The sequence below is a fragment of the Verrucomicrobium spinosum DSM 4136 = JCM 18804 genome (assembly GCF_000172155.1).
Classification (GTDB): Bacteria; Verrucomicrobiota; Verrucomicrobiia; order Verrucomicrobiales; family Verrucomicrobiaceae; genus Verrucomicrobium; species Verrucomicrobium spinosum.
Genome location: NZ_ABIZ01000001.1, coordinates 468,204 through 492,543, shown reverse-complemented (window position 1 = coordinate 492,543; position 24,340 = coordinate 468,204). Strand labels below are relative to the sequence as shown.

The 24,340-nt window shown below is 63.6% G+C and carries 12 protein-coding genes; 6 read left to right on the top strand and 6 right to left on the bottom strand.

The features are described from left to right. Positions 1 to 4: 4 nt before the first annotated feature. From vccA to vccD, 4 genes are all read right to left on the bottom strand, one after another. The gene (gene vccA / locus VSP_RS01825; protein WP_009958339.1) at positions 5 to 3,814 is read right to left on the bottom strand and encodes a Verru_Chthon cassette protein A; all 3,810 of its coding nucleotides are present in this window, start codon (positions 3,812 to 3,814) and stop codon (positions 5 to 7) included. A gap of 115 nt (positions 3,815 to 3,929) precedes the next feature. Next, positions 3,930 to 4,997 (bottom strand): Verru_Chthon cassette protein C, encoded by a 1,068-nt coding sequence (vccC, locus tag VSP_RS01820; protein WP_009958337.1) that lies wholly within the window; start codon positions 4,995 to 4,997, stop codon positions 3,930 to 3,932. Continuing rightward, on the bottom strand, positions 4,994 to 5,548 hold the full coding sequence (gene vccB, locus VSP_RS01815; RefSeq protein WP_232289538.1) for a Verru_Chthon cassette protein B: 555 nt from the start codon (positions 5,546 to 5,548) through the stop codon (positions 4,994 to 4,996). The genes vccC and vccB overlap by 4 nt, the downstream gene beginning before the upstream one ends. Positions 5,549 to 5,619: 71 nt before the next feature. After that, positions 5,620 to 6,255 (bottom strand): Verru_Chthon cassette protein D, encoded by a 636-nt coding sequence (gene vccD / locus VSP_RS38780; RefSeq protein ID WP_009958334.1) that lies wholly within the window; start codon positions 6,253 to 6,255, stop codon positions 5,620 to 5,622. A 1,137-nt stretch (positions 6,256 to 7,392) separates the two neighbouring features. Here vccD and VSP_RS01805 point away from each other — a divergent pair. From VSP_RS01805 to VSP_RS33375, 4 genes are read left to right on the top strand one after another with little or no spacing between them, the layout of a single operon-like run. Continuing rightward, the gene (locus VSP_RS01805) at positions 7,393 to 10,944 is read left to right on the top strand and encodes a hypothetical protein (RefSeq protein ID WP_198141293.1); all 3,552 of its coding nucleotides are present in this window, start codon (positions 7,393 to 7,395) and stop codon (positions 10,942 to 10,944) included. Positions 10,945 to 10,992: 48 nt separating this feature from the next. Then, entirely contained in the window at positions 10,993 to 16,134 is a 5,142-nt protein-coding gene (locus VSP_RS01800) for a GMC oxidoreductase (RefSeq protein ID WP_009958331.1), read from the top strand. A 56-nt stretch (positions 16,135 to 16,190) separates the two neighbouring features. After that, a complete protein-coding gene (locus VSP_RS38775; protein ID WP_009958330.1) occupies positions 16,191 to 18,848 on the top strand; it encodes a hypothetical protein in 2,658 nt (885 codons plus the stop codon). Between the two features lie 32 nt (positions 18,849 to 18,880). Continuing rightward, entirely contained in the window at positions 18,881 to 19,714 is an 834-nt protein-coding gene (locus VSP_RS33375) for an MBL fold metallo-hydrolase (protein WP_009958329.1), read from the top strand. Positions 19,715 to 19,730: 16 nt separating this feature from the next. On the opposite strand, the gene VSP_RS01785 is transcribed toward VSP_RS33375, so the two are convergent. Beyond that, positions 19,731 to 20,537, bottom strand: coding sequence for a D-hexose-6-phosphate mutarotase (locus tag VSP_RS01785; RefSeq protein WP_009958327.1), 807 nt, complete (start codon positions 20,535 to 20,537; stop codon positions 19,731 to 19,733). Between the two features lie 253 nt (positions 20,538 to 20,790). Between VSP_RS01785 and VSP_RS01780 the strand changes: the two genes are divergently transcribed. Continuing rightward, complete coding sequence (locus VSP_RS01780; protein WP_009958326.1) at positions 20,791 to 21,204, top strand: Dabb family protein; 414 nt, start codon at positions 20,791 to 20,793, stop codon at positions 21,202 to 21,204. A 240-nt stretch (positions 21,205 to 21,444) separates the two neighbouring features. On the opposite strand, the gene VSP_RS33370 is transcribed toward VSP_RS01780, so the two are convergent. Further along, positions 21,445 to 22,413, bottom strand: coding sequence for a L,D-transpeptidase family protein (locus VSP_RS33370; protein ID WP_009958325.1), 969 nt, complete (start codon positions 22,411 to 22,413; stop codon positions 21,445 to 21,447). A 390-nt stretch (positions 22,414 to 22,803) separates the two neighbouring features. On the opposite strand from VSP_RS33370, the gene VSP_RS01770 reads away from it, so the two are divergent. Continuing rightward, positions 22,804 to 24,309, top strand: coding sequence for a carboxypeptidase M32 (locus tag VSP_RS01770; RefSeq protein WP_009958323.1), 1,506 nt, complete (start codon positions 22,804 to 22,806; stop codon positions 24,307 to 24,309). Positions 24,310 to 24,340 lie beyond the last annotated feature (31 nt).

The window sequence follows — 24,340 nt, the reverse complement described above, 5'->3', positions numbered from 1 at the left end:
GGAATCAGGGGGCGAATTTCTTGGTGTTGATCACGCGGAAGCGGTAGTAGCGGTCCAGCGAGTCCGTGGAACTGCTGGGCAGCGTGGCGTAGTCCGGCAGGTTCGGGTCAGCAGGGTCCACGTACCGCTCGATGGTGGAGGAGCCGCGGGCCTCGGAGAGCACCTCATCCTTCGTGTCATCCCAGCTGGCCCAGGCATCGGCATCATTGCCGCGGCTCCGGGAGGCCTGGCGCAGCACCTGCACCTTGTAGTGCACGGTGTAGGTGTTGGACTTGGTGGTGAGGCGCGGGTAGAGGGTGGCGTAGGGGCGCTCCTTCAGGTTGTCCCCCGTGAGGCTGTTTGTCGTCCAAAAGGCCGACATGCCCGCCAGCGTCTGCCCCTCGGGTACGAGGTAAAGACCGCACAGCTCACTGGCGGAGCGGAAGAGGTCCTTCTGCGTGTCGAAGCGCTCGCGGAACTGCTTGAGCGTCTCCTCCGCATCGATGGCGTAGCGGTACGTGTTGGGAGCGCTGCCCTTGTACTTGTTCGCATCCGCCTTGGGGATGGCCACCACCCGCTCACTGCGGAAGAGGGCGTGCAGGCCGGTGGTGCGCTCGATGTAGGTGAAGGGCATGAGCTGCCAGTTCATGGCAATCTTGCCCGCGGTGGAGAAGGGCTCACTGATGGCGTAGGGCTCCACAATGGGCATCCAGAAGAGATCCAGCAGCAGGTGGTCCGCCGGGGAGTCCGCCCCTTTGTGCGCGGCACCGGCTCCCGTGTGTGGGCGGAAGAGGAGCGTCTGCCAGGGCACGTTCGCCTTCACGCCGGTGGGAAGGGAGCCAAACATCACCGGGGAGGGGATCTGGCGGTTGGGGGAGAAGAAGGTGGGCCCGAGGGCGGCGGCCTGCTCGTTGCGGTCATAGTACGGCACCGCGCCGGCGGAGCCGTCCACGTTTTTCCTGGCGTTGTTTCCTTCATCCGGCTTGTTGATGTAGGGGCCGTCCGTGTAGGTGGCGATGCCCGTGTCCCAGTCGCCGGTGGCCGTGGCCGCCGTCGTGGCCGTCAGAGCCGTGTCGCTGGAGGGCACATCCGGAGCCACATTGGAGGCATAGGAGGCACCAGCCAGGAATTTGCCAGCGACGTCTCCGCCCTGGATGTAGCTGGCCCCGATCGTCTCCGTGAAGGCGTGGGCCAGGGCCACTCCCGACGTGTTGTACTTCGGATGCTGCTCAAAGATGTAGTTGGGCACATCATTCTGCGCCGCGACGAGGCGGAAATCACTGTGCAGGGGCAGGAGGGTGCGCACCACGTCCTCCGTGCGGAAGACGCTGCCGGAGTACGGCACGGTGGTGCTGCTGCCCGGGTTCCGGTTGATGGCACTGAGCCGCCCGGGATAGCCGGTCACCGCGCCGTCCGAAGAGAAGCTCCACCAGTTGCGCATGTCTGTGGCCGGGGCGCTGGTGGTGCCGGCGCTGCTGTTGGGCGCCTCCGGCGTGCCAGTGGTGACCAGCTTGGGCACCGGCATGCTGGAGGAGGTGTAAAAGCGCAACCGGATGGTCTGCATGCGCGTGGTGTCATCGAGCGGACCACTCGTGCCGGAGTGCAGCTCCACCACCACATTCGTACCGCCACTGAAGACCATGGTGGGCGTGTCCGTGGCAGCGGAGACGGTGATGGGCTGGCTCACGAAGGGGTAGGTGTTGGTGGCGTCGAGCCCGTTATCTTTGGGCACGTGCCCGCGGGCGGGCACACGGCGGTTCGTGCCGTTATACAGGGGCAGGCGGAAGCCCCCGGTGCCGCCCCAGGAGCGGCCATGGTAGAGGGAGGAACCCGCCGTATTCAGCGCGATCACGCCTTCCGCAGGGAAGCCCATGACCTTGCCGTTAAGCCGCATGGACTCCAGCCCGGTGACCTTGATGCGCATGTCCGGGTGGATCCCCACAGAGCCACGTCCAGGGGAGAAGAGCTCCAGCATGAGCATGGCCTCCACCTGCTTCTCCGTGCTCGAGAGCGTGGTGCTGGGGGGCAGCGTCTTGTTCGCAGACGTGTTGCTCTCCGCCACCTTCCCATCCGCCGTGCAGATGAAGGCAAGGCCCGCCTCAGAGATGGTGTAGAAACGGCCGAAGCCCTGCGTGTTGCCGATGTGGATGGGGGCCACCTGGCCGTGGCCCTTGGTCCCCTGCGCGGGGGTGAAGGGCGTGCCGCCAGCTTCTTTCAGGAGGTCGTCATGCAGGTTCGTGCTGCGCACATAGTCAAAGATCTCCGTCAGGATCTGGTCGCGGTCCGAGGCCCCCGTCGAGGGATCGGCCCCGGCGGGCAGGGGATACTTGGCGAGGAAGTTGCCTCCAAAACCCGGAATGGGCCGCCCGGTAAGGTTCTGCAGATACGCGTAGAGCTCGCGGTTGCGCTTTGGGCCCGCGTCGCTGGGGCTCGCGCCTTCGTAGTCCAGCGTGGGGCTGGTGGAGCTGGCGCGGCTGAAGTAGTAGTCATACCCTGAACCCACCCGACTGCAGAAGGCGATGAGCTTGTCGAAGGCGGTACGGTAGGTGGAGGAGGTGTCCTTGTGCACAGGCCACATGGCCACGCGCGGCTGGTTGAAGAGGTTCGTCTCCGGCGCGCGGCTCTGCGCCGTGAGGAAGAAGCGGCTGCGCTCCAGCGTCGCCTTGTCGATCGCCCCCTGGACAGTCCGGGTGGGATCGTAGGCCAGCTCATCAATGGAGGCGTAGAGGCGGTCCGAGTCTGGAGTAACGAACTCCTTGCCCGTGGTGCCGCCCGCAACGGCCGTGCCCCCTTTGGAGCCGCCCGTCTGAATGCGGGTGGCGATGAGGCCGATCTGGTCCCTCGTGAGCGTGGGGAGAACGGCGGAAAGGTAGGTGGTGGCCGGATGCCCGGGGTAGCGCTGGAACTCCCCCTGCGCCGGCTGGAAGTTGGCCAGTGCCTGCTTGTCAAAGGCGGTGTTCACATGCGGCGGTGCCCAGTACGAACCGGCCTCCGGAGCGGCGTAGGCTGTGGCGTTGCTGGGCGTCCACACATCTCCGGCGGCGGTGTTGATGTTGATCTTGTTGGTGTCGTCATCCGTCCAGAAGGCGATACGCCCGGCGATCGGGTTTTCCGCTGTGGGGGCATTGGCGCCCGTCCATGTCGCCGTGTTGCCGTCGCCGCCCGTGGGCGCGGTGAGCTGCCCATCACGCAGCACATACAGCCAGCGTACCGGCATGGGTGCCTTGTTGATGGTGGCCCCGGTGGGTGTGGTGGTGCTCAGTGGAGCATTCACGATGTCAAACCCCTGCGGACGCTGGTTCGCCGGAAGCTCCAGGGATCGAGGATCAACAATCGGATACTGGTCCACGTCCTGAAGGTCCCTCACCGGGAGATTCAGATCCGTGAAATGGTTCGGGTTGGTGGACCAGTTGGTCTCCAGATCCTCAGTGAAGTCGAATGCACCTGCCCCGGCCTTCCACACCATGTTCTTCGCGGAGTAGAGCTTGTAGTTGGCTCGCGGGAAGCGGCCCGCGCCCGTGCCAGCGTTGTCAGCATAGGTGCGGATCATCCCCGGCTGGGAGGCCCACGCCACCTCAGAGCCCTGCGTGGTGGCCGCACGGATCTGCGCCATCACCAGGTTCGTCACCGTATCAGTCAGGTCCCGGCTGCGCCCGCCGCTGTCAGCCAGCTTGGAGGCCTTGGTCTCGGTGGAGATGCTCAGGAAGAAGGAGAGCACCAGGCCGCAGACAAGCACCAGGCAGCTCAGGACCACGATCAGAGCCACACCGCGGTTGGTTCCTGCACCCGTGCGCCGGGAGGGTGATGGGGAGGAGGGGGATTTTGAAGACTTCATGGGCTGCAAAGGTGCCGGCTGGGCAGGTGGCTGGGAAAAATGGGGCGGAGTTCTAGGAAAGGCGTGGGAGGCGGGGTCGCGTTGCCCCCGTGCGACACAGATGTGCCAGGGCGGGTCAGTTGGCCGTCTGTTCACGGCTCCACTTCGCCCCCCGGAGGCTCACCTCCGTACTGAAGACGCGGAAGCTGATGCCGTGCGCGGTGAGGTAGCCGGAGAGGGCCTCCAGGTCCTGCTCCCGCTTCGCAGGGCTGGCATCTTTGAACATGGTGGCGAGGCCAAAGTTCGGCGGGGAGTTGCCGTACTGGCGCTCCAGCTTCACGGCGGAGGCCTCATCGATGGCCACCATCGTCACCTCCACCAGAGGCGGGAGCTGGTTCAGGCTGTTGTATTCCGCCCCATTCGCAGCGGCACTGCCCGTGGTGGTGGAGTCGTACTTGTAATCTGGAGCCAGCTTCGCCCCCGTCGGGTCCACCGTGGGGTCATTGGCCGGGCCTTTGGCGGGCAGCTTCGGCAGGATGAAGAGCGCAATGATGTTGCTGGCCAGCACGTGGGTGCGCGGGCTGTTGGCCACCTTCGCGTCATCCAGCCACTTCGCGGGATCGTCAAAAATTTTGAGCTGCTCCGTGGGCTGCATGTACTCCACCAGGCGGAAGCGGTAGCGTGTGCTCCCCGGTACAAAATCGGGGCGGTCCGTATCCGGGCGGAAGTCCACAAAGTAACCCCACGTGTTCAGCAGGCTGTTCAGGGAGGTGTTGGTGACATCATCCGAAAAGCCCAGCGGGGCCTGGAAGAAGATGGCATGTCCGGGCTGACGATCTGCACTGGTGCCCAACAGGGTGCTGGTGGCACCCACCTGAAACTTAAGCTCCGAGTAGCGCCCGTACTTTGCCGGAATGAAGGTGGCAGCATTCGCCTGGGTACGGCGCTGGCCAGCAGAGTTGAAGTAGTCATAGTAGGTGTTCAGCGTGGCCTGGGAGAGATTGCGCGTGATGGCCTCGAAGGCATCTCGCGCTTCCCGGAACTGGTCCGCCTTGGCCGTGGTGCTCCTCCAGACATTGCTCGTCTGGCTGGTCACCTGCACGATGACCAGCAGGAGGATGGAAAGCACCGTCATGGAAAGCAGCAACTCCACCAGGGTGAAGCCCCGCCTCGCGCGTGGGGGGATGGGCGTGGGACGGCTCATTTTACTTTGGCGATGTGGCTGGTGTAGGTGACAAACGGCACCTTCCCTGCCGGATCCAGGGTGCCGGAGAGGGGGCTGCCGCTGCCCCCGATGACCGTGAGATTGCGATTGGAGGGATTGAGCGCCACCTGCACCGTCACCGTCGCGAGGGACGTGTTGTCCACCGTTCCTCCCACAGCAGGAAGGCCGGTGCCCGGCATCACCCGGATATGAGCATGAAAGACCGCCTTGGCCGCGTCCGCCGCCTGCAGTTCCACCCCCTCGTCATTGAAATAACGTCGCTCCTTGATCACGGGCACGTCTGAGGCCGGGGTGGTGCCGCTGGCGACATTCACAAGCGTATCATAGTCCGTCTGCACCGCCTCCTTGATGAGCCGCTGCGCGATCTGGGAGGAAACCGTCACGTTCATGGCATCGCGGAACGTCGTCATCCCCGAGGGGAGAAGGCCCAGCAAGGTAATGAGCCCAAATGCCGCAATCCCGGTGGCGATGGTGATTTCGACAAGCGAAAACCCTCCCTTTCCGACTCGCGTGGAGGAATTGAATTTCAACTGTGTGTGCATGGTATTTACGCGCGGGTAGTAGCGACGGAAAATCGACAAAATGATGGGGGCCGGGGGCCTCAACCCGGACGGTAGAGGCGGAGAGATCCGTTATAGGGATCTATCTGGATGGTCGCATGGTTTGGCGGCGGTGATCCGGTGTCCTTGCTGCCATGCACGGTCAGGAACCACTCACCCGTGCCTAGATCCGTCGCGCCATCCGGGCGGAACCGAATGCGATAGGCGGTATAGGCAACATCAATGCCACGCATCAACGGCACCTTCGGGTCCGCGTCGGTCCAGGTCTTCACTTGGCTGGCGCTCAAGATGCTGGAGAGCGATGGGTCGTCACTTACCACCGCCCCATGAGGGAGGTGCTTGACCTCCCCTACCGGCTTCGCAATGGTATTCGTCTCATCGAAAAGAAATGTCTGCAACGCAGCAACTTCTTCGGTGGAAGCCATGCGCTCTGGCGTGTTGAACTTGTAAAAGCGCACTTCCACGATGCGATTGTGGGCCAGTGCGGTCTGCCGGGCGACGCTTAACTCATCCACCACCGTCTGAATGCCCATGGAGATCTGGTTGGCCTTGAGCGTGCCGCTGGTGGCGGGCACGGCGAGCCCGATCAAGAGCGCCACCAGGGATATGACGACGAGAAGCTCCACCAGGGTGAAGGCTGCGCACGCACCCCTCCACTGCCGGGTCAGTTGGTTCATCGTTCCTGATCTCATGGTGTCGTCTCCAGTTACCGCTTAAATAGATGCTCTCTGGACAAGTGATTTACCTGGGGCAATGCCGCCCTCTGCATGGAGGAATCGCAGCAACGCGTATTTTCAGGGTAAATACACATGCAGGCAATGCAGCATTTCATCGGGCCAGATTATTTCCATATAACCTAAATGGTTGTTTCGAATCAGCAGAAAACAGCACAGGGCGGTTACAGTTAAAAATCGGCTTTCGACGGGTGGGATCAAGGCGCAATCTTCCCCATTCAGCACTAGTCGTTACCCCTTATTTCATCTAAAGATTCCGCCCGGTCCGCGGCACTCATTTGCGACAGCCCCAACGGGATTCAGGAGTAACACCTGGTCCCGCACAGTGCCCGCAATGCTCACCTGCATGCACGCAAATCCACCTCTCCGACAATGACAAACACCCGGGCGCCTCCTGTTGCCGGGATTTCGCCAGGGAAAATTGTTTCCTCTATGCAGAGGTTTGTTCCCGTCCTGGAAGATTGCAGTGGCCGTACAAAATTCTCGAAAGTTAAGAAAGGGACCTTTCGGAACCCGTATTCTGGATCCCTCCCAAGTTTTTGCCCGCCCCCCCCGCCCCGTTGAGGGAAGGCTCGAGCCTTGAAGGATCGCGCCATTTCTCAGAGCCCATTGCCGGGATTTGCCCGGGCTTGATGGAAGTCAGCCAGCAAGGCGGGCGGCAATACGCCCCGAACTCGCCTCCCGTCTGACCCGGACGGACCCACCCGCACCTGCTCACCTTTTCCTGGCTCTTTCCCGGTCGGGCCGCTGGTTTTCAAGGTCATCAGGAATGGGGCGATTATTACCCTGTGTGGAGGAAATCCTGACAGAGGTGTCAGGTTTCTTTGTCAGGGCACCAGCGTTTCATCCCCGCCTGTGCCCGGGCGTAGCTGACAAAAGGCCTGGGGACAACGACGGGCAAATCCCCACCCCCCGGTTGTAGGCAAAACCTTGCAAAGTTTTCATCCCTATTGACGGACAGACAAAAACCAAGGCCCGTGTTTTGTTCATGGCCTAATGGGCTCGCAGGGATCACGAGGACAATGGCCGCAGCTTCAAGGCGAAGGCAGTCACATGGAGCAATTCGGCAGCGGACTGCCGATGCCCTCCCGTGCTGCCCCGCCGGACCGCCCTGCGACAGGCAACATCGATTGCGCCCCCCAGGCAGATCTCCCGCCGCCTCTTATTTCAAGTAACTACAGCCGTCCACCCCTCATGATGATGATGAAAGCGCCCACCTCCATCAGGATACCTGGCAGACCCTGCCGTCCCCAATCCCGCCCGGGCCGCAGTGCCCTGCACACGCTGGCGGTGACGCTGGTCTCAACGTTGCTCTTCTGCGCTGTCTCCGCGCCCGTGACGGCTCACGATGCCGGTACTGGAGGCGCGGCTGGCACCGGAAAGTCCGGAGGGAGCTCCTACGGCGGGCCGTACCATGCCGGGAGCGGGGGCGTACCCCCGATGATTGCGGAGCTGCGCAAAGCGATCGATCCGAAGGAGGCCGTGGACGAAGCTCTCGGCGGGAAGACCATCCGGGGAACCCCCGTGTACCCGCGCACAGCGGAGTGCTTTCCCGCAGAGCAGCGGGATGTCTTCTGGCAGATGGACTGGGTGGCAGATGCCACCACAGGGGTTCTGAAGCCGCTGGACTATGACGTCAACCAGGATGGCAAGGTGGACGACAAGGAGCGCAATGCCATCCGGGGCCGGAACACCTGGCTGCTCTGGGGCGGCGGGAACGAAACCTTCTGGGGCTGGCTGCAGGAGCAGGGCTACGGGATCACGGACTTCCTCGTGCTCATGGACTCCCGGCAGCGGAACAACCGCTTCAAATCCGCAGGCATGATCAACCAGCCCGGATTCCGCGGAGCCCGGCCGGATGAGCGCATCCTGGGGCTGTACATCGACCGGCCGGATGGTGACAAGTCCCTGCTCCGCCCCAAGACTTACAACGCTGAGAATGAGGAAACAACAGACGCCCAGGGCCGGCCCGTGGACCCGCCGGTGGGCCTGCCCAAGCCCCCCTCCAGCCACCGGGGCACCGATCTCTTCAAGCCCGGCGATCCCGACCTGTACTACAAGGTGCAGGCCATGATGCCCCGCGACGGACTGGACTACACCGTCTATGGCTACCCCAGCGGCATCTTCGGCCTGCGGCTCATGCTCAACCCGGACTTCTTCGGCGACACTGCGGAAGCAGCGCGGGCCCGGACCTACTGGAAGGACAGAGTCGAAAGCTCCACTCACTCCAGCTTTTACACTGATCCCAAGATCAACAAGGACCGGAACCTCATCCGCCCCTTCCGCGTGAGCATGTCCTGCGGCTTCTGCCACGTGGCCCCCCACCCGCTCAACCCGCCGGCGGATGTGGAGAATCCAAAGTGGGAGAACCTCTCCTCCGTGATCGGCGGCCAGTATTGGGAAGCGCAGCCGGTGACCGCCAACCTGCTGCCGCGCAACAACTTCCTGCACCACTTCCTGGCAAGCCAGCCCCCCGGCACCATCGACACCTCCCTGGTGAGCACCGACCAGCTCAACAACACCAATATCATCAATGCGGTGTTTGACCTGCCGTCACGCATCGCCCGGGCCAAGGTCAAGCCCCCGGAAAAGCAGAGCCCCACCAACCTGCTGATGCAGAGTCTTGAAGACGGGGAGCCTGCCCGTTATACCCTGGATCCCCCGCCAGCCGGCAAAGACATGCGGCACTTCCCCATGGTGCTCTTCCCCGGGGAGGACAGTTGCGGTGTCTTCGCCGCCCTCGCACGGGTGCCGCTGAACATCGGCGTCTTCTCCGAGCAGTGGGCGCGCTGTGACAACCCCGTCATCGGTTTCACGAAACAACGCCCCTTTGAGATCGCCACGAACCGGACCAACTCCGTGTACTGGAATGTGAACGAGAAGTACCGGGTGGGCTACATGGCAGACTTCTTCCTGCTGGGGATCAGCGGCACGGTGCCCAAAAGCACCGCCCCCATGAAGCTGAAAGACGCCGGCCCGCAGTGGATGCCCGGCGGTGCGGCAACGCTGGACGGTGCCGGCAAAGCCGTCACAGAAGGGCGCTCACACCTCAGCACGGATGCCGGGCTTCTGGCAAAGGGGCGGCGCGTCTTTTTGAACAACTGCTCCATCTGCCACTCCAGCAAGCAGCCGGATGGGTTTGACCTCCGCTTTGCCGAGGACTGGGAGACCAAGCCGGTGCCGAAGCTGGATGAGCCCGCCGTGTACACCCTGCCCTCCCGCTACGGGGAATGGGAGGCCTTCCGCGCCAGCCCGATGATGGCAGACTTCCGCGCCCGCATGCAGGCAATGGCAGGGGATGGCCCCGCCACCCCGGATGCCGAGGATGCCTTCATCAAGGACAACTTCCTCTCCAACGAACTGCGCGTGCCCGTGACCCTGGTGGGCACCAACTCCGCCCGCGCCATGGCCACCAACGCCATCCGCGGCAATGTGTGGGACAACTTCTCCTCAGAGTCCTTCAAGAACCTGCCCTCCGTGGGGGACATCTACTTCTACAACGTCGCCACCAAAACGCAGGATGACCGCTTCAATGACGGTCGGGAGAAAGGCGGCCCGGGGTACTATCGGCCCGCCTCCCTCATCAGCGTCTGGAGCACCGCACCTTACTTCCACAACAACGCCCTCGGCCTGTACAACCAGGACCCCTCTGTGAAAGGCCGCATGGAGGCGTTCGACGACGGCATTCGCAAGCTCCTCTGGAATGAGAAGCGCCCCCTCTACACCACCTATGGGGATGGCAAGGCGCTCTATGTGCCCCCGGGCGACCTGCGCCGCGACGGCGGCCCTTATAAAGAGGACCCCGGCTACATTTACCGTCTGCCCAATGACACATGGGTGGAGTTTGCCCCCACTTTCATCGAACCCCTGATCACCGGGGTGGCGGGCAAGTTCATCTTCCGCCTGCTCAGCTTCTGGCTGTGGCTGGTCCTGGGGCTGCTCTTCCTGGCCGGGTTCTTCTGGGGCCGGGCCCGTCATGCGGGCATCCTGGTGATCCTGGTGGCGGTGCTCATCGCCGGGGTGCTGGCTGGCACCGGCATGGGCGGTCTGGGCGGCACCGTGCCGGGCGCTCTGATGATGGCCGCCAGCGGCATGCTGGAAATGGCCCACTGGCTCTGGTGGCTGGCAGTGGTGGCGGTTGCCGCGGTCGGTTTGTGGTTGCTGCTCACCAACAAAGAGCCCCGCAAGTTGGTGAAGTGGCTCTTTGCCCTGCTCTTCATCGGCACCACCTTCACCGGCATTCTGGCCCACAAGTTCCTGAACGGCCGTCTGCGTAACGTCCCCCTGCCTCTGGCAGTCCTGCCGGACTCGCTGCTCAGCGGAGACTACAAGGGCGTCAACGTGGGCCCGATCCCGCGCGGCACCCCGGTGGACCTTCTCATGAACCTGGACCCGGAGAAGAAGAACAAGCTCCCTGCCGCCATCCTGGGACTGGTACGCGCCACCGTGGACATCAGGAAACAACACCTGACCGGGGATGATGCCTACAAGGTCTTCAGCAAAAAAGCCCTGCCCGGCCTCGTGGAGGCGAGCAAGTGCCCCGACTACGTGCTCGATCGCGGACACTGGTTCGGAGAACAGCTCAAACCTGACGAGAAGGAGGCACTCATCGAGTTCCTCAAGACCCTCTGACCTCATCCCACCCGCTCCCCTACACCTCCCATCCCCCTTCAAGCCCGCATGAGCCAGGAACTCCTTCAACAGGCCCAAAGTCCCACCGGCACCCCGTTTGACTACATCATCGTCGGCTCTGGTGCCGGCGGTGGGCCCCTAGCCTCCCGTCTGGCCCTGGCCGGCAAGCGGGTGCTGGTGCTGGAGGCGGGGCGGGATCCGCTGGAGCACAAGTCCAGCATCTTCCCCAATGCAGGTGTGGGGGAGATCAACCAGGTCCCAGGCTACCACGGTGCAGCCACGGAGGACCTGGAGATGAGCTGGCAGTTCTCCGTGCGGCACTATGCCGACGACAACCGGCAGAAGCTGGATGAAAAATACAACCGGCTGAACCAGCCGCTGCCCAATGGCCAGGCGGCCCCGGATGCGCCGGACGGCAAACCGGAGGACACACCCTACCCGTACCACGGGCGTTTCCTCGATCCCACCGGCTGGGACAAGAAGGGCAAGGGCGGCGTCTTCTACCCCAGGTCGTCCGGCCTGGGGGGGTGCACGGGCCACCACGCCATGATCATGGCCGCGCCCAATGACAAGGACTGGGAGTACATTGCCGAACTCACCGGGGACAACACCTGGCGCGCGGAGAACATGCGGGGCTACTTCGCCAGGATGGAGCGCAACCTCTACCGCAAGGCGTATGACCAGTGGTTCCGTAAGCTGCTCGGCATCATCTACAAGGGGTACCAGTGGCTCGTGCTCCAGTTCGACCCACGGGCGGTCCTCGATGACGGCGGCCACGGCACCAAGGGCTGGCAGCCCACGAGTTTCATCGATCCCGACCTCGTCGCCGGCATCGCCCGGAAGGACCGGAACTTCTTCAATGTGCTCATCGGCACTGCCCTGGCCGTCCTCCACCAGGACAAGCCGCTCATCGGCATGCTGAAGCAGGCGCTGGTGAAGCTGCGCATCGTGCAGCACATCGACCCCAACGACTACAATACCCGCCGCACCAGTCCGGAGGGTGTTTTCCTCATTCCCACGGGCATTGAGAGCAGCGATGCCATGGACTACAAGGGCCGCTTCCTCCTGGGCCGCCGCGCCGGAGTGCGGGAGCTGCTCTTGAAAACCCAGGCCCGCTTCCCGGAACGCCTTGTGATCGACCAGGGTGTGCACGTGACCAAGGTCCTCTTTGAACAAGCGGAGGGCGAGTGCCCCCGCGCGGTGGGCGTGGAGTTCGCCCGTGGCGATCATCTCTATGAAGCCAGCCCTCTGCAGACAGAAAACAACGCCCCGGGTGAGCGCCTCCGCTACTTTGCCGCACGGGAGGTGATCCTCTGCGGCGGTGCCTTCAACACTCCACAACTCCTCACCCTCAGCGGCATCGGCAATGAGCAGGATGTCAACAAGGTCACGGCCGGCCAAAACGGCGGCATGAATCCCCTCCCCACCCCGGTGCTGACAGGCAGCGACGGGCAGCCTCTCAAGAAACCCGGCAGCGCGGAAAACGCTGGCTTCATCCACCTCCCCGGCGTGGGCCGGAATCTCCAGGACCGGTATGAAGTCACCGTCGTGAGCGAGGTGGCCGCGGACTTCTCCACGCTGAACGGGCTCTCCTTCACACCCGGCGATGACTCCGACCCGGCCCGCGTGCAATGGCTGAAGGACAAGAGCGGGCTCTACAGCACCAACGGCGGGGCGGTGGCAGTGCTGCGCCGCTCCAAGGTGGTGCAAGAGGCGGAGGAGCCTGAGCCAGACCTCTTCACCTTCGGGGCGCCGGCCGCCTTCCGCGGGTACTACTGGGGCTGGTCCCGGGAGCTCTTCCGGCCGACCCTGGGTGCCGCCAAGGACCAGCACAACATCTGGACCTGGGTGATCCTGAAAGGCTACACCCGGAACAACGACGGCTATGTCAAGATACGTTCCTTGAACCCGTTCGACGCCCCGGAGATCTGCTTTGACTCCTACAACGAAAAGGCACGGGAACTGCAGAACCTGATAAAGGACTGCCAGTCCCGCGGACTGCCCATCCCACCCGAGCTGCTCAAGCAGCAGGAGTCCATCAGTTTCAACCTCAAGGAGAGCGAGCGCGATCTGGAGGCCATTGTGGATGCGGTGAAGTTCATGAGGGACATCAACCGGCGGAATCCCCGGGAGTTCGTCCACGAGATCCAGCCAGGCCTGGACAAGGAGGACGGCTCCACGGCCCTGCGGGAGTGGATTCAAACACAGTCCTGGGGCCATCATGCCTCCTGCACCTGCCGCATCGGGGCAGATTCCTGGCAGGCAGACCCCACCAAGCTCGTGGACAAGGAGGCGGTGCTGGACAGCCGCTTCCGCGTGCACGGCGTAAAGGGCCTGCGCATCGTGGATGCCTCCGTCTTCCCCCGCATCCCTGGTTATTTCATCCTCACGCCCATCTTCATGATGAGTGAGAAGGCGGCAGACACCATCCTGGCAGAGGAGGATCATGCGAGCTACCCCGCCATCGTGGAGGACCGGGAGGCCCGGGCCATCCTGGGCCGGCGCAACAAGGCCTATCCCGACCGCCCGGCGGTCGCCGTCCCGGCCAATGCCCTGGAATCCGGCAACCCTGCCAACGACGAACTGCCGGCGGTGCGGCACTCATTGATGAAGCTGCCCAAAGACTCGGTGGGCCTCGCCTTCTCCGGCGGCGGGATTCGCAGCGCCACGCTCTGCCTGGGGGTGCTGCAGGCCCTGGCCGAGCGCAACCGGGTGCGGGATCTGGACTTCCTCTCCACGGTCTCAGGCGGCGGCTTCACCGGGAGTTTCCTCGGCCGCCTCTTCACCCGCCCCACCGTCAACGCCCCGCCCCCGGGCGAGACCGCACCGGCAGATCCCTGTGGTGCCGTGCAGGACGTGCTGAAAAACACCTCCTCCCCACCACTCTGGTGGCTGCGGACCAACGCCAACTACATCTTCGCCACAGGCGGGGAGGATCTGCGGCTGAACCTGGCCGTCTTCTGGTGCAACATCTTCACGGTTTATCTGGTGGTGGGCTCGCTGCTCTTTGGCCTCTTTGGCCTGGCGGCGCTCGTGACCAAAAAACTGGACCTGCCCAACGGCCCGTTCGTCCTGGCGGGACAGCTTTCCCCCTGGTGGGTCCTCCCCGCGCTGGCCCTGGCCCTGGGCGTGCTGCCCGGGACTCTCGCCAACTGGCTGGCGCCCAAAGGAGGCTCCACACGCCCCTACTCACCCTACGGCCTCTTTGCCTGGCTGGTGCTCCTCACCGGCTCGGTGGCGGCGCTGACCAGTCCTGTGTCCCTCCCCTACGGAGCCGGGGCCGGGGCCATTCTGCTGCTCACCTGGGTGTGGCAGGAGGTGGCCCGCTGGGGAGCCACCCGTGGTGTTCCGGAAAAGGCGGCCCCCCGTATCTTGGGCACGATTGTGCGCAACCGGCTCAGCCTGGCCCTGGGGGAGGTGGCGCTCATCTTTGCCGCCCTCACCGGATGGGCGCTGCTGGACACCGTGGCCCGCCTCGCGGCGGAGCAGACATTGACCGTGCTCTTTGTCGGCATCATGGCGGCCGTGGGACCGGGGCTCCCCGTCCTGCACTGGCTGGGCACGAAAGCGCTCCAGCAGGTCAGCGCAGCCGGACGCGAGGGCCTGTCCCTCGCCCGCCTCTCCAAGATCGTTGGCATTCCCCTGGCGCTCATCCTCATCTTCATAGTGGACCTGCTCGCTCATGAGCTGGTCATGGCAGATGCCGAAATGTGGGGGGTGGGAGCCATCATGCTGGCGCTCATCTTCTCCTTTGTCATCGGCAGGGCGTTTGATTTCCTGAACCTCTCCTCACTCCACGCGGCCTACGCTGCCCGGCTCACCCGGACCTTCCTGGGCGCCTCCAACGAGGAGCGGGTGTACGGGAGCACCGCGGATGATGCGACCGATGTGAAGCAGGCCCATCCCAAGGATGATGTGCCCTTCGACATGTATCACCCCGAGCGCTCCGGGGGCCCGCTGCACCTCATCAATGTGTGCCTGAATGAGACCGTGGACCTGGCATCAGATCGCAATGTGCCAAGCCGCAAGGGCCTGCCCATGTGCATCAACCCAGAAGGGGTGAGCGTGGGGCGTCGTTACTTCGCCGAATGGACACACCCCGACGCCTGGCCCAAGTGGCAGAAACGTCGGCGCTGGCTGGAAGGCCTGGACGGCGATGATGCCAACGCGGTGGGCAAGCGGCGCAAGATCGCCCTGCGCGCCTTCCCCGTGGGCAGCAATCCCAATGCCTTCCACGTGCTGGCCAGCAAGGAGAGCGAAAGCGCCGAGGTGGAGCCCTTGTCACTGGGAGCCTGGACCGCCGTCTCCGGCGCCGCGTTCTCAACCGGCTCCGGTCGCAGCACCACGTTCACCATGTCCCTCTTCCTGGGTCTGCTCAACGTGAGGCTGGGTTACTGGTGGGACTCCGGCATTCTGGCCAGCGAACGCCCCGGCCGATTCCCTGAGACCATCTGGCGGCGCATCAAGCGGCTTCCAGTTTCCTTGTACCGCATGCAGAGCATGCTGCTCTCTGAGTGGCGCGGCCGCTTCCACGGAGCTTCGCGCTGGTTCTGGTACTTGAGCGACGGCGGCCACTTTGAGGTCACCGGTCTGTACGAGCTCGTCCGCCGACGCCTGCCCTTCATGCTCATGGTGGATGGCGGGGAGGACCCCAAGTACCAGTGGACGGATCTCGCGGAACTGGTGCGCACGGTGCGCACCGACTTCGGGGCGCAAGTCGAGTGGCTGGAACCGAATCGTGATGCCGCCTGTCCCCCGCGGGCCCCTGGCAATGGCCACGCCACGCCCGAGGAAGCCGGCGCACCCGATCCCTGGGACGTGTGGGAAGACGCTGCCCGCCGTCTCCCCCAGCCTGCCTGGGTGGAGGGATCACCCCCTCTGCCATCTGGGATCGTCCGGGACTGGCTGGACCCAGATACGCTGGGCGGCATCCGTGAACTTCAGCGCAGCAGTTCCCGCCACGTAGCCCTCGCCCGCGTGACCTACGCCTCCGCCCCGGGCGTGGTGTCCTGGCTGGCCGTCATCAAGCCCGGCGTGGGTGGCACGCTCACGGAGGACATCCGAAACTACGGCGACCGCTACCCGGCCTTCCCGCAGCAGTCCACCATTGACCAGTTCTTCGACGATCCGCAGTGGGAGAGCTACCGGGCCCTTGGCCAGCAGGTGGCCCTCCAGGTGTTGCGGTCTTGAACCCCGCCCCCGCACCGTCACCACCCCTTCATTTACAGACTGAACCCTGCCTTCTCATGACATCGCCCACCGGCTTCCGCCGCGCCGTCGCCGCACTCATCGCGCTGTGCCTCCTCCCCAGCTGGGGGCCGGCCCTTGCCTCTGACCATGCCGACCCGCTGGACCTCAATGCGCTGAACCCTCCCAAGGATGGCGAGCCGCGCATCACAGACCTCCACATCTATCTGGACAAGGATCAAAACCCCGCCCTGCCGGAGGCGAAGAACCTCATCGTGAGCCTCTGCGTCTTCCCCTCCCTCGGCAGACTTGAGGAGGTGCCCAAGGATCAGGTGGACGCCCAGAAGCGGAACCTCGTGATGGTGGGCACCCAGTTGTCTGCCATGAACGGCGGCGATCCCGCAGCGCCCAAGTACAAGCACACGCAACCCCGGCCGCTGAACCTGAAGAGCCACCGCTACAATGTCTTCATGGACCTCAATGCGCAGCTCGGCTTCAACTCCGTGGCCGACCGTGAGCGCTACGGGGCCACCATCCTGCAGCCCGATGACATCTCCCCGGAAGTCGAGCTGGAGTTCACGCTGAACAATGACGGCAGCATGGACCCCGCCAACTTCAAGATCAGCGGCCTGCCCACCGGAGGCCCCGTCGTCAACGCCCCCTACCGGGACGGGGAGATCAACGTCCGCACCGGGGTGTTCGATGACCCCTTCATCTTCCCGCGCTTCTTCCGTACGAACGTCATTGGCATCGTAGTGAGCATCCCGCTCAACCGGTTCGCGCCTCAACAGCGGGACTTTCTTGTCTGGGCCACCACCACGAAGGACGGGAAGCAGATCGACCACGTGGGCCGCTCCCAGCGCACCCAACTGCCCCGCTTTGACGCGCTCAACTTCCTGCCGCCCTCCAGGCATGTGGCCGACATCAACCGCCGCCACAATACGCCCACCATCATGGAGGACATCAACCGTACTTTCCTCTCCCCGCTCTTCGCCCGGCGCCCCTATGACGCCATGCCGGATGTGCTGATCTTTTCGCGGAGCCGGCCCACTCACTTCCCCAACGGCCGCGTGCTCACAGATGACGTGGCCGCCCTCACCGCCCTGGCAGGTGACGCCCAGCTCTGGGAGGCCTCCTACACAGATGACAACCGCTACCCGCGCGTGACCATGAACGACGGGGAGTACCGCATCAATCCGGCCACGGGCGAGCCCCAGCGGAACCCCCAGGGTCAGCTGGAGCAGTTTTCCCTGAAACCCTTCTCCAGGGAGTTCCCCTACTTTGCCGCTCCCTGGCTGGTGGGTGAGAAGCCGGAGTACGCCCGCCCCCGGCTGGCCCGGCCCAACCTGACCAACAACACCTGGCGGATCTTCTGGCTCGTGGAGGTGGCAGGGCTCGCGGTCCTGGGCGCTCTGCTCTTCCTCCTGGTGCGTTCCCGGGTGCTGCGGGTCGTCATCGCCGTCGTGGTCCTCTTCACCCTCTGGAGACTGGGGGGAGTGTACGCACTCAACGATCCCTCGATGCCTCTGCAGGCGGCTTCAAAACTCTGCCGTCTCGGTCTGGGTGGGGGCGTATTGGCCGCGCTCTTTGTGGGCATCGTTTATACCCTCGGCTGGCGGCACGGCATCAAACGCCCGCCTGCCGATGCCGCGCTGCCGGACAACAACCAGGACCTGACGCTGCATGACCGCCAGTTCACCCACTCCACCTTCTCCGGGGTGAAGAAACAGCTCTTTGATCCCGCCCAGCGCGATGGTGCGAGCCAACAACCCTACTATCACACCTGGGGCGGGCCGAATGAAAAGCCCCTCCCCGTCTATTCCATCACCGCAGGCCGTCTCGTCACCAGCCTGCTCGCCGCCTCCCGCCGCACCCTGCGCACGCGCGCCGTGATGCGCTGGGGGGATGATCACAAGGGTTTCCGCCGTCTGCTCCACCCCAATGGCATCATCCTTTCCGGCGAATGGAAGATCAATGACGCCCCTCCCGGGACGAACTACACCGGCTACTTCACACCGGGCAGCCGTGCGCTCGCCCTGGCCCGCTACTCCACCACCGCCAAGGAGACCCACGCTGGCAAATGGCGCTCCCTCGCCCTGGTCGCCAACCTCTACCCCACCACCGACCCCCACGACGAGACGGCGTACCCCACGGCCAGCCTCATCACCCAGGAGGATCTGGGCGGCACCACCACCTACAGCATCCGCGAGGCGGTGCTGACCAACTCCCCACCCGTCACCCCGTGGCGGCGCGGCGCTGGCATCTTCAGCTTCATCATCAGCGCGCTGAAACTGATGCGTGCCGACAAGCAACCCCTGGAGCGCCAGCTCTATGAAATAGCGGAGCTCACCACCACGGGAGAACCGGTGGCAAAGCCCTCCTGCCCCCGCTTCGTCAGGCTCACCACCGCCAAGGACACGGTCGAAGTGGGAGGTCAAGGCGTGGACTTCCGGGATGAGATCCTGGCCATCATGTATGACCGCGGGGATGCCACGCCCAAGCGGCCGCTGGTATTTGACGTGGCAGTCTCGGACGTGGGCGAGCGCTCCACCATCACCCAGCGCGTCCACGGGCAGAAGTGGACCACCATCGGCACCCTGACCTTCACAGAAGCGGTCGCCTCCTACAACGGCGACTACGTCTTCCATGTGCCACACCCCCGCTGGCGGGATGATCGCAACGATCCGAAGTCCGTGGCGCGCGAAGACCTGCGCTGACAGCCCTCCTCCCCAACTCTGATTTGCTGCCCATGCAAGTGTCCATCACCCATCTCTCCACCGCCGGAGTGCTGCTGGAGATCGGTTCCCTGAGGATCGTCACAGATCCGGTGCTGGACACTGGCATGAGGCGCTACGGCACCGGCCTGCCGGGGCTGCATCTCACCCGCTACCGGGGCACCTCCCTCACCGCGGCGGAACTGGGCCCGTTGGACGCCATCCTGCTGAGCCATCCGCATCATGTGGACAATCTGGACGAGGGCGGCCGGGCCTTGTTCGCCCAGACGCGGGAGGTCATCACCAACCCTCACGGCAAGCACCATCTCAAGGGAGTATCCAACGTCACCGTGCTGGAGGATTGGGGTACCACCACGCTCTTTGGGCACGACGGATTCAAACTCAGCGTCACCGCCACACCGGCCCTCCATGGCCCCCGCTGGCTTCCCGGCACGCGGCACGTCTCAGGCTTCGTGCTGCGGTGGGAGGGGCAAAAGCACGGGGTGCTCTACCTGTCCGGAGACACCGTCTTCTTCGACGGGATCCGTCAGGTCGCCAACCGGTTCGAGGTACACACGGCGGTATTACACCTGGGCGGGGTGAACCTGTGGCCGCCGCTGCCCCCGGCGATCAAGTTCACCCTGACGGCTGAGCAGGCCGTTCAGTCCATCAAGATGCTGACCCCGCGGCAGGTCATCCCCATTCACTACGAGCAGGCGGTGTGGGCTCATTTCAGGGAGGACATCTCCACCTACGTCCAGGCCTTTCAGGCGGCGGGTGTGGATCATCTGGTGCGCTGGATCCCGAATGCGCTCTCCTGGCCCGCCGCGGATGGGTCGGATGACCGCCGCTTTCTTTTTGAGATTTGAGATATGGAGGAGGAGATCACCCCACCTCGATCTCCACGGCCAGACGCCAGGTCTCTCCCGCAGGCAGGGTCACCGCGTCATCCGCAGCGCAGCCCGTCTCGACACACGCAAAGTGGGGCCACTGGTCCTCCCCCAGATCCTTGAGCGCCCGTGCCTTCTCCGTCCAGGGGTTCCAGACAATGGTGCTCTTCCATCCTTCCAGCCCTGTGAGGCGGATCACGCGGGGCCCCTCACGCAGGGTCAGGGGTCCGGGAGAATCCACAAAAAGACGATCCGTCTCTTCAGAGAAGACCACGTCCCCCTCCTGAACCTTGCGGCGGAACTCCTCCGTCTGGTCCAGATAGGTCCTCCCATCCAGCCCCTCCACACGGGCCTGCCGCACATCTTCAAGGGCAAAATAGGAATGCAGCGCGGTCTCAAACGTGAACGGAAACTCGCCCGTGTTCTGCACCCGGAAGTCCATCAACAACCCTTTCCTGAGCAGTTGCAGGCGATACGTCACCAGAAAGGCATGCGGCCACATCGCCAGCGTCTTTTCGTCCGACTCCAGTTCCAGCACCGCGCAGTCACCCGCAGATTCCTTCAGCGTCCACACCGAGGTCCGGGCAAAGCCATGCGACGGCAGGTCAGGATTCGTCGCATGCGCGTTGAACCACGGAAAACACACCGGAATCCCCCCTCGAATGGCCTTGCCCGGCGCAAACACCGCCCTGGGACTGAGAAACAACACCGGCTTCCCGCCCAGCTCCCAAGCGGCAAGATGCGCCCCCTGTAGATGGAGCGTGGCAGTGGCGTTGGACCGGTGAAGGGTGATCGTATTCATGTCAGGGGGGAGCCGAAAAGGAAGCGCATCCCGTGCCGCAGGCAATTGGCAATTATTTAGCCACAGAGGCGCAGAGAGCACAGAACGAAAATTAGGAATTAGAAATGATGAATTAGGAATGAGTTGCCCAGCCCACAAGCGAGGAGCTTCGGATGATTCATTCATAATTCCTAATTCATCATTCCAAATTTTAGGCTCCTGACATACCGTTGTCAGCAGCCTGTGTCAGACTGAGTCCATCATGAACACCCGAATGCAATCCCTTCAAAAGTCCCTCCTGGCGCTGATCCCCGTCGTCGCGCTCACACTGCTCATCTCCGCCGTGCCGGGATCCGACCCCGGCCCGGCCACAAAGGGCAAGATCCATCACACCGGCTACATCTGGCTGAAGGAGCCGGGGAACAAGGAGCATCAGCAGCGCATCATCGATGCGGCACACCGCTTCGCCGCCCAGATCCCCGAGGTAAAAGGCCTTTCCGTTGGCAAATCTGTGCCAAAGGGCAGTCCCCTCATGGATACCACCTTCGACGTCAGCCTGACCATGCACTTCGACGACCAAGCCGCCATGGAACGCTACAACAAGCATCCCGTGCACGAGAAAGCCGCCAAGGAAGACTTCCTGCCGCTGTCCGCAAAGATCCTGTTCTACGACTTCGTCAGCGAATGAAGTAAGAAATTCGGTTCAAGCACAGAAGCACAGAGAACACAGAGGAATGATTTTTTAGACAGAATTAACGAAATTAACAAAATTGAGGTTCAAGCTGCGAACAAGAGTGCGCTGACACATGCACCCAGAAGCTGAACCCTAATTCCGTAAATTCTGTTAATTCTGTCTAAACCTCAGTTTCAGTCTCTGTGTTCTCTGTGCCTCTGTGGTTAAACCTTCACTCACTCTCCCCCCCCCACCTCACTGGATTCGCACTTTCACGCCCGCCGTCACCAGCGGTCTCAACGCCGCCGCATCCCAGTTGGAGAGCCTGATGCAGCCGTGGCTGCCAGAGCGGCCGATGGTTTCAGGAGTTGACGTGCCGTGGATGCCGACCCCAGGGCGGTTGAGCCCCATCCAGACGATGCCCACCGGGCTGTTCGGGCCAGGGGGCAGGTTGTAGAAGTCCTCCGTACGCTCGCCGCGCTTCAGCACGCCTTCATCCCAGCGATACCAGGGGAAGGTGGTGATGCCCACGATCTTCCAATCCCCTTGCGGAGCAGGGTGTTCTGAGGATCCGGGGGTGATGGGGAAGGCGGCAATGAGAGGCCCGCCTTCCGCGTCATAGACCTCCAGCATCTTCACCCGCAGATCCACCACGATGAACCGGTTGGCCAGCGCCGGGTCCTGTACACGCGAGGTTTTCGAGGTGGCGGGAATCTCCGTGACGAAGAGTGGCCGGGCCACATTGGGCACCGTCACGCTGGCACCTGCCGGGGCGGCATCCACATTCACGCCCGGGTTCAGTCTGGCAACAAAGGCCTTGGAGGTGTGGAAACGCTCAGCCAGCAGTTCTGTCAGCGAGGTATAGGGCTGCGTCTTCTGAAGCACGACGACGGAGGGGCTGCCGCCCTGCACCCCGATCTTGCTCAGGTCATCCGCCGTGACGGTGTAGGTGGTGTACGGCTCGATCGAACCCAGATCCGGAAAAGCATCGCCCGGCAGACCATGCGACGTGTTGTAGCGGGCCAGCGCCTTCCGGGTGAACTCCCCCTCACGACCATCCACAATGCCGGGCCCAAACAACTGGCCGTCGAGGTGGATCTGCAACTTGACCACGTCATCCTGCACCATGTCCTCCGGACGCGGAGCCGTGGCCACCCGCGGTGCGGTGGTGCTGCAACTGGCGCTGATCAATGCCCATCCGGCCAGGAACGTTGCTGCCCACATTCGGGGAGAAACCTTGGGGGGGCGCTGGCCTGAAGCAGAAGACAAAGAAGGGGGCGGGGAGCCAAAAGTCATGAGGGGGTCTAGGGGGGGTAGAACGATGATTGCAAAAAAACAAAGCCCGGCGGGTGGGTGCCGCCGGACCTCACGAGGAACTACGATCCAGACCCCGGAGCTGGTTGTATCAGACCTGGGCCGCCCAGACTGACCACCCCCTGGGTTCTGCATGCACGTGCTTGTGATTCCCTGCCTCCCGGCCCACCCACGCTCCGGCTCCGATTGCATTTGGAAAAATCCATGCTGACGTTTAGGCTTCGTCCCCTTCCGGCGGGCCCAAAAACACCCCTGCGACCCTCCTGGTTGACCGAATCACCGATTTACTGATCCACCGACATGCTCACCACCTCTACTTACGATCAACTGTGCACCGCCGCCCGTGAAGTCTCCCTGCTCCACGGAGCCTCCGCCGTGTTGGGCTGGGATCAGGAAACCTACATGCCGCCCAAAGGCGTGGAGCACCGCTCCCGCATCCTCGCCCAGTTGAGCGGCCAGGCGCATGAGCAGTTCACCTCCCGTCGTTTCCGGAACCTGCTGGAAAAGGCCGAAGGCGAAGTGGACGACCAGGCCGCAGCCCGCACCTCCATCGTGAAGGCCAACATCGAGCAACTGCGCCGCGAACTGGACCGCGCGCTGAAGCTCCCGAAGAAACTCGTGGAGCAGAACAGCCAGGCCATCTCCCTCGGCCAGGCCGCCTGGGCCAAGGCCCGCGCCGCTTCGGACTTTGCCTCCTTTGCCCCGCATCTGGAGCGCCTCGTGGGTCTCGCCCAAGAGATGGCCTCCCGCTGGGGCGGGAAGAACGAGCCCTATGACGCCCTGCTGGATCAGCATGAGCGCGACGCCACCGCGCAGGACATCGACAAGCTTTTCACCGCCCTCCGCCCCTCCGTGGCCAAGATCGCCAAGGACGCCGTCGCCCGCTCCGCCGCCGAGGCTCCCCCTCTGAAGGCCATGCTGGGCAACTGCCCGGTGGAGAAGCAGCAGATCCTGAACCGCGAGGTCGCTGAAGCCGTGGGCTTCGACTTCGACGCTGGCCGCATCGACACCACCTCGCACCCCTTCTGCTCCGGCTTCGGCCCCGGTGATGTGCGCCTCACCACCCGCTACGATGAGCGGGACTTCCTCTCCTCCCTCTTCGGCGTGCTCCATGAGACCGGTCACGGCCTCTATGACCAGGGCCTGCCAGAAGGCGAGTGGGGCCTGCCCTCCGGCAGCGCCGTCTCCCTCGGCATCCACGAGTCCCAGTCCCGCCTCTGGGAGAACCACGTAGGCCGCTCCCGCACCTTCTGGGAGCGCTGGTTCCCCCGCGCTGTGTCCCTCTTCCCGCACCTGAAAAAGCTCACGCTCGACCAGTTCCTGCTGGGCGTGAACCGCGCCGAGTACTCCTTCATCCGGGTTGAGTCGGACGAGGCCACCTACGACCTCCACATCATGCTGCGCTTCAGCCTGGAGCGTCAGCTCTTCAGCGGCAAGCTGAAGGTGTCCGACATCCCCGATGCCTGGAACGCCGAGTTTGAGTCCTCCTTCGGCCTCACCCCGCCCAACGACGCCCAGGGCTGCCTGCAGGACATCCACTGGTCCATGGGCGGCTTCGGTTATTTCCCCACCTACACCCTCGGCAACCTCAACGCCGCCCAGCTCTTCGCGGCAGCGATGAAACAACGCGCCATCAAGAACGCCACGACCAAGGCCGAGTACGCCCCGCTCCTGAAGTGGCTGCGCGACAACGTCCACGCCGCCGGCTCCTGCCTCTCCCCAGCCGAGCTCATGGAGCACGCCACCGGGAAGACGACCGAGTCAGGGGCGTATTTGAAGCATTTGAAGGCTCGGTTTGTGGGGTGATATCATTTGGAGATGTTTGACTTAGCGCACA

What these genes read in the sequence shown, in the direction of transcription:
- vccC (WP_009958337.1), bottom strand. Translation starts at nt 4,997, where the DNA reads ATGAGCCGTCCCACGCCCATCCCCCCACGCGCGAGGCGGGGCTTCACC.
- VSP_RS01770 (WP_009958323.1), top strand. Translation starts at nt 22,804, where the DNA reads ATGCTCACCACCTCTACTTACGATCAACTGTGCACCGCCGCCCGTGAA.
- vccA (WP_009958339.1), bottom strand. Translation starts at nt 3,814, where the DNA reads ATGAAGTCTTCAAAATCCCCCTCCTCCCCATCACCCTCCCGGCGCACG.
- VSP_RS01800 (WP_009958331.1), top strand. Translation starts at nt 10,993, where the DNA reads ATGAGCCAGGAACTCCTTCAACAGGCCCAAAGTCCCACCGGCACCCCG.
- VSP_RS01785 (WP_009958327.1), bottom strand. Translation starts at nt 20,537, where the DNA reads ATGAATACGATCACCCTTCACCGGTCCAACGCCACTGCCACGCTCCAT.
- VSP_RS38775 (WP_009958330.1), top strand. Translation starts at nt 16,191, where the DNA reads ATGACATCGCCCACCGGCTTCCGCCGCGCCGTCGCCGCACTCATCGCG.
- VSP_RS33375 (WP_009958329.1), top strand. Translation starts at nt 18,881, where the DNA reads ATGCAAGTGTCCATCACCCATCTCTCCACCGCCGGAGTGCTGCTGGAG.
- VSP_RS01780 (WP_009958326.1), top strand. Translation starts at nt 20,791, where the DNA reads ATGCAATCCCTTCAAAAGTCCCTCCTGGCGCTGATCCCCGTCGTCGCG.
- VSP_RS33370 (WP_009958325.1), bottom strand. Translation starts at nt 22,413, where the DNA reads ATGTGGGCAGCAACGTTCCTGGCCGGATGGGCATTGATCAGCGCCAGT.
- vccD (WP_009958334.1), bottom strand. Translation starts at nt 6,255, where the DNA reads ATGAACCAACTGACCCGGCAGTGGAGGGGTGCGTGCGCAGCCTTCACC.
- VSP_RS01805 (WP_198141293.1), top strand. Translation starts at nt 7,393, where the DNA reads ATGCCCTCCCGTGCTGCCCCGCCGGACCGCCCTGCGACAGGCAACATC.